The 12,286-nt window shown below is 64.6% G+C and carries 14 protein-coding genes; 10 read left to right on the top strand and 4 right to left on the bottom strand.

Going from position 1 to position 12,286, the window contains the following annotated elements; genetic code table 11:
* The first annotated feature begins 61 nt into the window (after window positions 1-61).
* The 4 genes from fmdA (at window position 62) to U4Y88_RS13430 (ending at window position 3,700) form a co-directional block, all read left to right on the top strand.
* Window positions 62-1,300 carry a formamidase gene (gene fmdA / locus U4Y88_RS13445; protein WP_224012630.1) on the top strand — a complete coding sequence of 413 codons (1,239 nt, stop codon included), beginning with the start codon at window positions 62-64 and terminating at the stop codon, window positions 1,298-1,300.
* Between the two features lie 38 nt (window positions 1,301-1,338).
* The gene (locus U4Y88_RS13440; RefSeq protein WP_224012629.1) at window positions 1,339-1,674 is read left to right on the top strand and encodes an FmdB family zinc ribbon protein; all 336 of its coding nucleotides are present in this window, start codon (window positions 1,339-1,341) and stop codon (window positions 1,672-1,674) included.
* A 76-nt stretch (window positions 1,675-1,750) separates the two neighbouring features.
* Window positions 1,751-2,776: an aliphatic amidase gene (locus U4Y88_RS13435; RefSeq protein ID WP_310632657.1), complete on the top strand. Its 1,026-nt coding sequence runs from the start codon at window positions 1,751-1,753 to the stop codon at window positions 2,774-2,776.
* 177 nt (window positions 2,777-2,953) lie between these two features.
* The gene (locus U4Y88_RS13430) at window positions 2,954-3,700 is read left to right on the top strand and encodes an SDR family NAD(P)-dependent oxidoreductase (protein WP_224012627.1); all 747 of its coding nucleotides are present in this window, start codon (window positions 2,954-2,956) and stop codon (window positions 3,698-3,700) included.
* Between the two features lie 89 nt (window positions 3,701-3,789).
* On the opposite strand, the gene U4Y88_RS13425 is transcribed toward U4Y88_RS13430, so the two are convergent.
* Window positions 3,790-4,053: a hypothetical protein gene (locus tag U4Y88_RS13425; RefSeq protein WP_321784475.1), complete on the bottom strand. Its 264-nt coding sequence runs from the start codon at window positions 4,051-4,053 to the stop codon at window positions 3,790-3,792.
* On the opposite strand from U4Y88_RS13425, the gene U4Y88_RS13420 reads away from it, so the two are divergent.
* The 6 genes from U4Y88_RS13420 (at window position 4,052) to U4Y88_RS13395 (ending at window position 10,311) form a co-directional block, all read left to right on the top strand.
* Window positions 4,052-4,897 (top strand): ABC transporter ATP-binding protein, encoded by an 846-nt coding sequence (locus U4Y88_RS13420; RefSeq protein WP_321784473.1) that lies wholly within the window; start codon window positions 4,052-4,054, stop codon window positions 4,895-4,897. The two genes, U4Y88_RS13425 and U4Y88_RS13420, sit on opposite strands and share 2 nt — an antisense overlap.
* Complete coding sequence (locus tag U4Y88_RS13415) at window positions 4,894-5,712, top strand: ABC transporter permease (RefSeq protein ID WP_224012624.1); 819 nt, start codon at window positions 4,894-4,896, stop codon at window positions 5,710-5,712. The genes U4Y88_RS13420 and U4Y88_RS13415 overlap by 4 nt, the downstream gene beginning before the upstream one ends.
* The gene (locus tag U4Y88_RS13410; RefSeq protein WP_321784471.1) at window positions 5,709-6,677 is read left to right on the top strand and encodes an ABC transporter substrate-binding protein; all 969 of its coding nucleotides are present in this window, start codon (window positions 5,709-5,711) and stop codon (window positions 6,675-6,677) included. Before U4Y88_RS13415 ends, U4Y88_RS13410 begins: the two co-directional genes overlap by 4 nt.
* Before the next feature lie 61 nt (window positions 6,678-6,738).
* Window positions 6,739-8,064 carry an amidase gene (locus U4Y88_RS13405; protein WP_321784469.1) on the top strand — a complete coding sequence of 442 codons (1,326 nt, stop codon included), beginning with the start codon at window positions 6,739-6,741 and terminating at the stop codon, window positions 8,062-8,064.
* 65 nt (window positions 8,065-8,129) lie between these two features.
* Window positions 8,130-8,795: a GntR family transcriptional regulator gene (locus U4Y88_RS13400; RefSeq protein WP_321784468.1), complete on the top strand. Its 666-nt coding sequence runs from the start codon at window positions 8,130-8,132 to the stop codon at window positions 8,793-8,795.
* Window positions 8,796-8,808: 13 nt separating this feature from the next.
* Window positions 8,809-10,311, top strand: coding sequence for an amidase (locus U4Y88_RS13395; protein WP_321784466.1), 1,503 nt, complete (start codon window positions 8,809-8,811; stop codon window positions 10,309-10,311).
* Window position 10,312: 1 nt separating this feature from the next.
* Here the strand turns inward: U4Y88_RS13395 and U4Y88_RS13390 are convergent, their stop codons facing one another.
* From U4Y88_RS13390 to U4Y88_RS13380, 3 genes are all read right to left on the bottom strand, one after another.
* Window positions 10,313-10,675 carry a cupin domain-containing protein gene (locus U4Y88_RS13390; RefSeq protein WP_321784464.1) on the bottom strand — a complete coding sequence of 121 codons (363 nt, stop codon included), beginning with the start codon at window positions 10,673-10,675 and terminating at the stop codon, window positions 10,313-10,315.
* Window positions 10,676-10,733: 58 nt separating this feature from the next.
* Window positions 10,734-11,840: a polyamine ABC transporter substrate-binding protein gene (locus U4Y88_RS13385; RefSeq protein WP_415774432.1), complete on the bottom strand. Its 1,107-nt coding sequence runs from the start codon at window positions 11,838-11,840 to the stop codon at window positions 10,734-10,736.
* 194 nt (window positions 11,841-12,034) lie between these two features.
* Entirely contained in the window at window positions 12,035-12,262 is a 228-nt protein-coding gene (locus tag U4Y88_RS13380) for a hypothetical protein (RefSeq protein WP_224012617.1), read from the bottom strand.
* Window positions 12,263-12,286 lie beyond the last annotated feature (24 nt).

Genomic DNA, 12,286 nt, shown 5'->3' with positions numbered 1-12,286 from the left:
GCGCGGCGCGGCGTTCGCGCGCCGCGCCGTATGTCAATCCGCGAACCCAGGAGCGAACGCAATGCCCGAGACTCTCATCAAGGTCGATCTGAACCAGTCGGCCTACGAAAACGAACAGGTGCACAACCGCTGGCACCCCGACATTCCGATGGCCTGCTGGGTGAAGCCCGGCGACGACTTCATCCTCGAAACCTACGACTGGACCGGCGGCTTCATCAAGAACGACGACAGCGCCGACGACGTGCGCGACATCGACCTGTCGATCGTGCACTTTCTCTCCGGCCCGGTGGGCGTGCACGGCGCGGAACCCGGCGATCTGCTCGTGGTGGACCTGCTCGATATCGGCGCGAAAGCCGATAGCCAGTGGGGTTTCAACGGCTTCTTTTCGAAGACGAATGGCGGCGGCTTTCTCACCGATCATTTCCCCAGCGCGCAAAAGTCGATCTGGGATTTTCACGGCGTCTATACGAGTTCGCGCCATATTCCGGGCGTGAATTTCGCGGGCCTGATTCATCCGGGCCTGATCGGCTGCCTGCCCGATCCGAAACTGCTCGAAACCTGGAACGCGCGCGAAACCGGCCTGATCGCCACCGATCCCGACCGCGTGCCGCCGCTCGCGAATCCGCCGTTCGCGGCCACCGCGCACATGGGCAAGCTCGCGGGCGAAGCGCGCGATAAAGCCGCCGCGCAGGGCGCGCGCACGGTGCCGCCGCGCGAGCATGGCGGCAATTGCGATATCAAGGATCTGTCGCGCGGATCGAAGGTGTTTTTCCCCGTCTACGTGGATGGCGCGGGCCTCTCGGTCGGCGACCTGCACTTCAGTCAGGGCGATGGCGAGATCACGTTCTGCGGCGCGATTGAAATGGCGGGCTGGGTGCATATGCGCGTGAACGTCATCAAGGGCGGCATGGCGAAATACGGCATTCGCAATCCCGTGTTCCAGCCGAGCCCGATCACGCCCAACTACAACGATTACCTCATTTTTGAAGGCATTTCCGTCGATGAGCAAGGCGGCCAGCATTATCTCGACGTGACGACCGCGTATCGCCAGGCGTGTCTGAATGCCATCGAATATCTGAAGAAGTTCGGCTATTCGGGTGCGCAGGCGTATTCGTTGCTCGGCTGTGCGCCGGTGCAAGGGCATATCAGCGGCGTGGTCGATATTCCGAATGCGTGCGCGACCTTGTGGCTGCCCACGCAGATCTTCGACTTCGACATTCGCCCGAACGCCGACGGTCCGATCCAGCACATCCAGGGCGGCGTGGATCTGCCGTGTTCGCCGGATCTCGTGAAGGCGTGAGCCTGAATTCGGGCCGGCGTTTTTAAAAGGAAGCTGTCATGCCGATCTACGACTTCGAGTGCGCGAGTTGCGGGCCGTTTTCCGTCATGCGCCGCATCGCGGACCGCGAAAAACCGTGCCGTTGTCCCGACTGCGGCGCGGAAGGCGGACGCGTGATCAGCGCGCCCTCGCTCGCGCTGATGGCGGGCACGCGCCGCGCCGCGCACGCGACCAACGAGCGTGCGGCGCACGCGCCGCGTCAGTCCGGCGACGGACCGCCGCTGCGTCATCGCGCGGGTTGCAGTTGCTGCTCGGGCGGCGCGGCGAAGCTCGCGGGCGCGGCGTCGGACGGACTCAAGCGGCCGGCGGGACGGCCCTGGATGATCAGCCACTGAGGTGCGCCGCGCGCGAGTCCGCGACTCAACGTCAACGGACTTCGCGCGGCATCAACGCATTCAAGGAGGAAGCGTCATGCGACATGGTGATATTTCGAGCAGCCGCGATTGTGTGGGCGTCGCGGTGGTCAACTACAAGATGCCGCGTCTGCACACGAAGGCGGAGGTGCTCGACAACGCGCGCCGTATCGCCGACATGGTGGTCGGCATGAAGCAGGGTTTGCCGGGCATGGATCTCGTGGTGTTTCCCGAGTATTCCACACACGGCATCATGTACGACCGCCAGGAAATGTTCGACACGGCGTCCACGATTCCCGGCGAAGAGACGGATATTTTCGCGGCGGCGTGCCGCAAGGCGAATGTGTGGGGCGTGTTCTCGATCACGGGCGAGCGCCACGAGGAACATCCGCGCAAGGTGCCGTACAACACGCTCGTGCTGATCGACAATCGCGGCGAGATCGTGCAGAAGTACCGCAAGATCATGCCGTGGACGCCGATCGAAGGCTGGTATCCGGGCGACCGCACCTATGTGACGGATGGGCCGAAGGGCCTGAAAATCAGCCTGATTATCTGCGATGACGGCAACTATCCCGAGATCTGGCGCGACTGCGCGATGAACGGCGCGGAGCTGATCGTGCGCTGCCAGGGCTATATGTATCCGGCGAAAGAACAGCAGGTGATGGTCGCGAAGGCGATGGCGTGGATGAACAACACCTACGTGGCGGTCGCGAACGCCACGGGCTGGGACGGCGTGTATTCGTACTTCGGCCACTCGGCGATCGTCGGTTTCGACGGGCGCACGCTCGGCGAATGCGGCGAAGAGGAAATGGGCGTGCAATACGCGGAACTGTCGCTCGGCATGATTCGCGACGCGCGGCGCAACATGCAGTCGCAGAACCATCTGTACAAGCTGCTGCATCGCGGCTATACCGGCACCATTAATTCCGGCGACGGCGTGAACGGCGTGGCGGCCTGCCCGTTCGGTTTCTATCGCGACTGGGTGACGGACCCCGAGGCGATGCGTCAGCGCGTCGAAGCGCTTACGCGCAGCACGCCCGGCACGGCGGAGTGTCCGATCGAGGGGATTCCGCACGAAGACTGAGTGTTGTCTACGACGCGCGTTGTTCGCGCGTTGTTCGCGCATTGTTCATAAAATGCGGCCACTCCATTCGGCGGCAGGGCCTTTTTCGCGCCCGGCGCAACCTCTACATTGTCGTGCAGCACCGACGCAAACCGCAGCGCGGCAAGCGGACGGTTCAACCCACATTGGAGGTTTGTCATGGCCAGGCTCGAAGGAAAAGTGGCGCTCGTCACGGGCGCATCGAAAGGAATCGGCGCGGCGATCGCCCGCGCGCTCGCGAAAGAGGGCGCGGCGGTCGTGGTGACGTATGCGAGCAGCAAGTCGGGCGCGCTGGCGGTCGTCGAGCAGATCCAGGCAGCGGGCGGCAAGGCGACGGCGGTGGGCGGCGACGTCTCGCAGCCCGCCGACGCCGCGAAGCTCGTGCAAACGGCCATCGACTCATTCGGCCGCCTCGATATCGTCGTGAACAATTCGGGCGTGTACGCGTTCTCGCCGGTCGAGGACATCACCGCCGAAGAGTTCCATCGCCAGTTCGACACCAACGTACTCGGGCCGCTACTCGTCACCCAGGCGGCCGTGAAGCATCTGGGCGAAGGCGCGAGCATCATCAATATCAGTTCGGGCGTCACGCGCATCACGCCGCCCGCGAGCGCGATTTACACCGGCACCAAGGGCGCGCTCGACGCTATCACGAACGTATTGGCGCTGGAGCTTGCCTCGCGCAAGATCCGCGTGAACTCGATCAACCCCGGCTACGTGGAAACCGAAGGCACGCATAGCGCGGGCATCACCGGCTCGGACATGGCCGCGGACTTCATCGCGAAGACGCCGCTGGGCCGCGCGGGCCAGCCCGAAGATATCGCCGATGTCGCGGTGTTCCTCGCCTCCGACGAAGCGCGCTGGCTGACCGGCGAGCATCTGCTGGCGGCGGGCGGCTTCCGTTGATCGTTCGTTGATCGGCTGCTGATCGTTCATTGCGGCAGCATCGAAGCGCCGTCTGCGTTCGCGCAGGCGGCGCTTGCATTTTGATTTCGCTAGTCTTGCATTTTGAGCGCGGCAGTTTTTTTCGAAGCGCGCCTCATCGTTGCACGCCCCACAAAAAACGCACCATCGCACGGCGTCCGCACGCCCGTCTGGTGCGTTTCACGCTCGCGGACCCGCATTAACGCACCATCATCGAGCAGGTGAAATCCCGATTGCGCGGGAATTATTTTTTCACTTGCGCCATGGCTTTTTGACTGTGCACTATGTGTTGTGCACAGCACAAACGTACGCCACGTACCGATGAGGATGTCCATGAGTGTTTCAGCCCTTGCAACCCCTCCCATCGCTCCGACGCACGCGTCGGGTACGGACCGCCTGAAGGTCCAGCAGCTCAGTCATGCATTTCGGACTGCCGACGGTGTCGACGTGCCGATCTTCGAACGGCTCGACTTCAGCGTGCGCAGCGGCGAGATCGTGTCGATCGTCGGCCGCAGCGGCGCGGGCAAGAGCACGCTGTTCAATCTCGTTTCCGGGCTCATCAAGCCGCAGTCGGGGCAGATCAGCGCGGGCAGGCGCGACGACGGCAGCGCCGGACGCATCGCCTACATGCTGCAAAAAGACCTGCTGATGCCGTGGCGCACGGTGCTGCAAAACGCCGTGCTCGGCATCGAGCTGTATCGCAAGGTCAAGCCCGCCGACATCGAGCGCGCGCGCCAGATGCTCGCGCGCTACGGCTTGGGCGCGGTGGCCGATGCGTATCCGCATTCGCTTTCCGGAGGCATGCGCCAGCGCGTGGCGCTCACGCGCACGCTGCTCGTCGATCCCACGCTGGTGCTGCTCGACGAACCGTTTTCCGCGCTCGACTACGAAACGCGCCTCGCACTCGAAGACGACGTGATGGCGCTGCGCGAGCAGAGCGGCACGAGCGTCGTGCTCGTCACGCACGATATCGAGGAAGCGATCGCGATGAGCGACCGCGTGATTCTGCTCGGCGGCCGCCCGGCGCGCATCGAAGACGACATCGACGTGCGCCTGACCACGCACGGTCCGCGCACGGCGGTCTCGGCGCGCGAGGCGCCCGAGTTCCGCACCTTCCATTCGCGCGTCTGGAACGGACTGCGCAGCCATACCATCCAGCACGCGGGAGCCACGGCATGAGCGATATTGCGATCTCCACCAACGCGCCCGCCCGGCGGCGCGCGAAGCCGCGCCGCGCGGCGAAACTCGGCACCACGGGCGCGGTCGCGCTCATCGTCGTGGCGCTGATCGCGCTGTGGCAAGTGGCGGTCACAGCGGGCTGGATCAACGGCAAGCTGCTCGGCTCGCCCGCGGGCATCTGGCAGGCCGCGCAACAAGGCCTGAACGGCGGCACGCTGATACCCGACACGCTGGTCACGCTCTACGAAACCGTCGTGGGCCTCGTGGTGGGCAGCGGCCTCGGTATCGGCCTCGGCCTGCTACTCTGGTTCGTGCCGCGCGTGTCCGGTGTCGCCGAAGGATTATCAGTGATCCTTAACAGTATTCCGAAGATCGCGCTCGGGCCGCTGATCGTTATCTGGTTCGGTTCGGACATGACGTCGAAAGTGTGGCTCGCAGGCATCTCTACCTTCGCCGTCGCGATGATTTCCTCGTGCGCCGCCGCGCGCGAAGTCGACAAGGATCTGCTCAACCTGTTCCGCTCGTTCAACGCGAAGCCGTGGATGATCTTCACGAAGCTGATCGTGCCGGGCGCGCTGCCGTGGGTGTTTTCGACGCTGCGCGTGAACATCGGCTTCGCGCTGATCGGCGCGGTAGTGGGCGAGTACATCGCCTCGCAGGCGGGACTCGGGCATGAAGTGTTCGTCGCCGGATCGCTGTTCGATCTGAATACGGTGTGGCTCGGCATTATCGTGCTCACGCTGATGGCGACGCTGTTGGGCTGGATCGTTCAATTCACGGAAGCAAAGGTCATTTCATGGAAGTCAACACGATGAAACGAGTAAGCGCGATGGCCATTGCGGCCGCGGTCACGGGGTTGAGCGTTCAGGTTTGCGCGCAGGCGGCGGAGCCGGTCACGGTGTATCAGGCATTTCAGTCGATTCAGTATTTGCCGCTTTACGTGGCGATCGACAAGGGCATCTTCGCGAAGAACGGTCTCGACGTGAAGAAGGTCACGGCGGGCAGCGGCGCGGCGGGCGTGGCGGCGGTGATCGGCGGCCATGCGGACTTCTCGCTGCAGGATCCGATGACGGCCGTGCTCGCGAACCTCAAGGGCGCGAACGTGATGGCCGTCGCGAACGTGGTGGCGGGCGTGCCGGTGTGGGTGATCGCGCCGCCCGACGCGGGCGTGCATCAGCCCGCCGATATGTCGAGCAAGAGCGTGGCCACGGCGCTGCCGCCTTCGACCAGCACGTATCTGCTGCAACGTCTGATCAAGGATCAGAAGATCGAGAAGGTGTCGCTGAACACGGTGCAACTGGGCACCGAACTCGCGCCGGTGAGCGCGGGCCGCAGCCAGGCGGCGGCGGTCTACGAACCGCAGGCGGACACCGGCATCGCGCAGGGCTACAAGGTCGTGTACGGCTTCCCGAAGGCCTATCCGGGCGGCTATGCGTTCTCGACCATCAACACGGCGGCCTCGACCATCAAGGACAAGCCGCAAATGGTGGCGGCGTTCGTGAAGTCGATCGGCGAGGCCGAGGCGCTGATTCATCAATCGCCGGATACCGCCAAGGCAGTCGCGAAGACGGAGTTTCCCTCGCTCGATGCGAAGATCGTGGAAGCGGCGGTGGGCCGTCTGATCGATCAGAACATTTACGCGCCCACGCCTGAGATTTCCGAGCAGGCGTTTCGCAATGCGCTTGATTTGCAGGAGTCGATCGGCAATATCAAGCCTGGCAGCGTGAGCTATGCGAGTGCCGTCGACAATTCGTTTGCCGCGACCGCCGCGAAGAAGTAAGCGCCGGGACGCCCGTTATCGCGTCGGCGCACTGCGCCGACGCATCGAAGGGAAGGACAGGATGAACGAAGCCAAACCGTCGTTCGTGACGGCGCTGATCGCGCAGCGCGGCAATCGGGCCGCGAGCCGCGCGCGGCTCGACGAGGCCGTGGCGCGCGCCGAGGCGCTCGAATCGCTGCATGTTTTCACGCATCGCCCGCAGGCCTATGTCGAGCCCGATGCGTGCGCGCCGCTCGCGGGTCTGCCCGTGGGCGTGAAGGATCTGATCGATACCGTCGATATGCCGACGTGCTACGGCTCGCCGATCTGGCGCGGCCATCGTCCGCAAGCCGACGCGCCCATCGTCGCGCAATTGCGTGAACTCGGCGCGCTGGTGTTCGGCAAGACGGTGACGACCGAATTCGCCTGGCGTCAGCCGGGACCGACGGTGAATCCGTGGCGTCGCGACCATACGCCGGGCGGATCGTCGAGCGGATCGGCGGCGGCCGTGGGCGCGGGCATCGTGCCGCTCGCGCTCGGCACGCAGACGGTCGGATCGGTGATTCGCCCCGCCGCGTATTGCGGCGTGGTGGGCTACAAGCCAAGCTACGGCACGATCTCGCGCGAGGGCGTGCATGCGCTCGCGGCGTCGCTCGATCATATTGGTTTCTTCGCGCGCGATGTGGCAGTGGCGGCGCTCGCGCATGCGTTGTTCGTGGCGCAGCGCGTGGACGCGATCGATAGCGTCGATGCCTGGCGCGCATGGTTCGCACCGCTGGCCGCGCCGCCGCGTCTGGGCGTCGTGCGCACGCCGTTCGACGCGCGTTTGCAGGACATGCAGAGAGTGAATTTCGACGCCGCGCTTGGGCAGTTGCGCGCGGCGGGCGCGGAGATCGTCGAGATCGAACTCGATGCGGATCTCGAACAGATCGTCGATGCCTTGCAGGTGATTTTGCGCGTGGAAGCGTGGCACGCGGTCGGCCCGGAAGCGCGCGCGCATCGCGAGCAGTTGAGCGGCCATATGCGCGCGCTCGTCGACGAAGGCGCGGCGATGCCCGAGGCGCGTTATCAGGCGGCGCTCGCGTTGCAGGCGCAACTCCGCGCGCGCACGGCGGACCTGCTCGCGGGCTGCGATGCGCTCGTGAGCGTGCCCGCCACGGGCGTCGCGCCGCAAGGACTCGACGACACCGGCGACCCCACGTTCTGCGCGCCGTGGAGCCTGCTCGGCATGCCTGCCGTGACGGTGCCTTCGGGTTGGACCGATGCGGGTTTGCCGCTGGGTTTCCAGACCATCGGCGCATTCGGCGAGGATCTTGCGACGCTGCGCGTGGCTGCGTGGATCGAGCAGGTGATCGGCGCGCGGCGCGAGCTTGAGCTTGCGTCGGCGAGCACCGAGGCGCTCGCATAACGTCAACGCCAACACGAAGCGACCAGCAGCGACCAGCAAGCGACCAGAGCGACCAGGGAGACAGCATGGGCAAGCCGTATCGCACGATTCAGGAATACGTACTCGGCACGCTGCGCGCGGAGATTTTGCAGGGCGTCTACAAGGCGGGCACGCGCATGCGCCAGGAAGAAGTGGCGAAGCGGCTCGGCGTGAGCACGACGCCCGTGCGCGAGGCGTTTCGCGATCTGCGTGCCGAAGGACTGGTGGCGATCGATCCGAACAAGGGCGTGGAAGTACGCGGCCTCACCGCCGACGATGTGAGCGAGATCTACGAGTTGCGCATGATGCTCGAACCGATGCTCGCGGCGCGCGCGTGTCTGCATGCGAGCGCCGCGCAACTCGACGCGGCGCAGGCGAGCCATGACGCCATGAGCGAGGCCGCGCCGAGTTCCGAGCAATGGGCCTTGCTCAACGAGGATTTCCATCAGCATCTAATGCAGTGCGAGGCGCACACGCGGTTGTTCGAAGTCGTGCGCGGGCTCTCGCTGCTTGCGCGTCCGTATGTGTCGCTGTCGATGTACGTGCAGCCGGATATCATGGCGAGCAATAACGACGAGCACGCGCAACTGCTCGCTGCCTGGCGCGCGCGCGACGCCGCCGCCGTGGAGGAACAGACGCGCGTGCATCTGCTCAATACGCGCGATGCGATCGTCGCCTGCGTCGATCAATCGGCGCGCGCACTGGCGGCCTGATGAAAGGATTCGAATGTCTGTGGCACTGGCTGATTTATCCGCCGTCGAGGCGCGCCGTCTGATCGGCGACGGCGAGCTGTCTCCGGTTGAACTGCTCGATGCGTGTATCGCGCGCATCGAATCGATCGAGCCTGCCGTGAATGCGCTCGCGGCCACCGCGTTCGAACGCGCGCGCGACGAAGCGCGCCGCGCGGAACAGGCGGTCGCGCGAGGCGAACCGCTGGGCGTGCTGCACGGTTTGCCTATCGGCGTGAAGGATCTCGAAGAAACCGGCGGCTTGTTGACCACGTACGGTTCGCCGATGTATCGCGATCACGTGCCTGCGAGCGACAACGCGTTCGTCGCCCGTTTGCGCGCGGCGGGCGCCATCGTCGCCGCCAAGACCAATGTGCCGGAAATGGGCGCGGGCGCGAATACGCGCAACGCGGTCTGGGGCGCCACGGGCAATCCGTTCGATACGCGGCTGAATGCGGGCGGCTCGTCGGGCGGCTCGGCCGTGGCGCTTGCGACCGGCATGCTGCCGCTTGCCACCGGCTCGGACCTCGGCGGATCGCTCCGCATTCCGGCCGCGCTCTGCGGCGTGGTGGGCTTTCGCGCCTCGCCGGGCCTCGTGCCGTCCGAACGCCGCGTGCTCGGCTGGGCGCCCAACTGGGTGAGCGGGCCGATGGCGCGCAACGTGGCCGACGTGCGCCTGCAACTGGCCGCCGTGGCCGGTCATGCGAGCGCCGATCCGCTGAGCTATCCGGCGTCGCTCGACGCCTTCGCGCGCGAACCGCGCCTCGATCCCGCGACGCTGCGTATCGGCTATACCGAAGACTTCGGCGCGTGCGCCGTCGACGCTTCGATCCGCGCCACGTTCCGCGCGAAGATCGAACGGCTTTCCCGCATCGTCGGGCAGTGCGAGCCGATCGACTTCGATTTGCGCGAAGCGCATCGCGTGTTCGATGTGGTGCGCGCGCAGGAATTCGTCGCGAGTCTGCGCGAGACCTACGAGCGCGATCCTTCGCTGCTCGGCGCGAATACGCGCGCGAACTACGAAATGGGCGGGGCGCTCACGCTCGCCGACGTGGCGCGTGCAGACACGCAGCGCACCGCGCTGTATCGGCAATTTCAGGCCCATTTCGCACGCTACGACGTGATCGTTTCGCCGGTCTCGCCGGTCACGCCGTTTGCGTGGACGACCTCGTATTGCGATTCGATCGACGGCACGCCGCTCGAAAATTATTATCGCTGGGTCGCGCTCACTTATATCGTCACGGTGCTGACGAATCCGTCGATGTCGCTGCCTTGCGGTGTCGATCACGCGGGCATGCCGTTCGGTTTGCAGTTGATCGGGCCGATGCGCGGCGACGCGCGTCTGCTCGATGTGGCGCAGGCGCTCGAAGCCGCGTTCGCGCGCGAGGCGGCGACGGCGCGGCCCGTGCCGGATCTGGCGGTCTTGCGCGACGCGCCCGCTGAAGCGCGCGCCGCGCTGCGTTCGATCGTGACCGATCCGCCTTCATTGCAGCACGCGTGAATCAGCCTTTGAATTCGACCGACACGAACACCTTGCGGCACGGCTCGACCACTTTCCACGTCCCCTGAAAACCGGCGGGAATCAGGAAGCGGTCGCCCGCGCGCACGGTTTTTTCCGCGCCCGATTCATCGCGCAGCACTGAAACGCCTTCGAGAATTTCGCAATACTCGTTCTCCGTGAAATTCACGCGCCAGAGACCGCGCTCGCTGGCCCAGATGCCCGTCGACAATTGTCCGCACGGGCTCGTGAAATGCATGTCGGCGGATTGACGCGGATGGCCGGCAAGCACGGCTTCGGGCTTCGGCTCCCATTCGAGCGTTTCTTTCGCGGGTTGCGAGTAATCGACGATATCCAGAATACGCATGATGTTGGCAATAAAAAAGTAAGAGGAAACAGCGGGCGCGCGCAGGCGAATCACGCCGTTACGTGCCCGATTTCAATTGCGCCCACAGGCGGTTTTGCAGCCGCATGATCGCCGCCGGCTGCGGGCGCATGACGGTCATCTTGTCGATGACTTCGTCGGACGGAAACGTGCTGGCGTCTTTTACGATCGCCGTTTGAACCAGCGGATACGACGCGCGATTCGCGGTGGGATAAAACACTTCGTTGGTGATGCCCGCGCTCGTTTTCGGGTCTTCGATGTAGTTGATCCATTTGAGCGCGGCTTCGGGATGCGGCGCGTCTTTCGGAATCGCCATCATGTCGAACCAGAGCAAACCGCCTTCCTGCGGATTCACGAACTGAATCTGATAGTGGCGCTTCGCCTCGATCGCGCGCCGCCGCGCGATGCCCGCGTCGCCCGAATAGGCCACGGCGATGCACACGTCGTTGTTCGCGAGATCGTTGATATAGCCCGACGAATTGAACTGCGTGATATAGGGCCGAACTTTCTTCAGCACCTCGTAGGCGGCGGTGTAATCGGCGGGATTCGTGCTGTTGGGATTGCGGTGCAGATATTGCAGCACGGCCGGAAAAACATCGGATGCCGAATCGAGAAATGACACGCCGCAGCTTTTGAGTTTCGATAGATTCTCGGGATCGAAAACCAGCGCCCACGAATTGGGCGGCATTGCGCCGCCGAGCGCTTTTTGCACTTCCTGCGCGTTATACGCGACGCCGTCCGTGCCCCACGCCCACGGCACGCCATATTGATTGCCGGGGTCGGCGTCGCTGACCATTTTCATCAGATGCGGATCGAGATTCGCGAGATTCGGCAATTGCGATTTATCGAGCTTCTGATAGACGCCCGCCTCGATCTGCCGCGCCATATAGGCCGACGACGGCACGACCACGTCATAACCGGAACTGCCTGCGAGCAGTTTGGCTTGCAGCGTGTCGTCGCTGTCGTAGCTGTCGTAACGCACCTTGATGCCGGTTTGCTTTTCGAACGTGGGCACCGTGTCCTGCGCGATGTAGTCGGACCAGTTGTAGACGTTCACTTGCGCGTCGTCCGCGAGGGCGGGCTGTGCGGCGATGGCGGCGAGCGCGAGCATCGTGGCGGTGCAATGGAGCTTTGCGTGAAGTTTCATCCTGCTTCCCAAGGGTTGGTTCGGAGACGGCATGCGCGTCTTCGCGCCCGGCATCCGCATGAACGGATGAGGCGTACGTGATGACCGGCATCGCGAGGCGCGCGCGCAGCAAAGCCGCATAACACGGCACAGCGCGGCGCAGCGCGGCATTGCGCGATGCGGCTCGATATCAGGCGAACGGGGAGGACAGCGGGCTAGGGCTTGGGCAGCAGGGAGGCGATTTCATCCTTGCGAACGCCGATGAAATCGCAGCTCATGGCCGAGTGATGGCGGCGCACGGAGCGAATGGAGATGACCGTATCGATCGAGCAATAGCTGCACGGCCGGGCGACGTGGCTGGAGCCTGAAACAATCGCGCTGCGCATGGCGAGAAAGCCGCCACGTCCTCGATCGTACTGTATCAAGGGGCCACGAATTTTCATGATCTAAGGCGCACGGGTCGAAGC

This window comes from Paraburkholderia sp. J94 (genome assembly GCF_905220285.1).
Classification (GTDB): Bacteria; Pseudomonadota; Gammaproteobacteria; order Burkholderiales; family Burkholderiaceae; genus Paraburkholderia; species Paraburkholderia tropica_A.
This window is presented reverse-complemented; position numbering and strand designations above follow the sequence as displayed.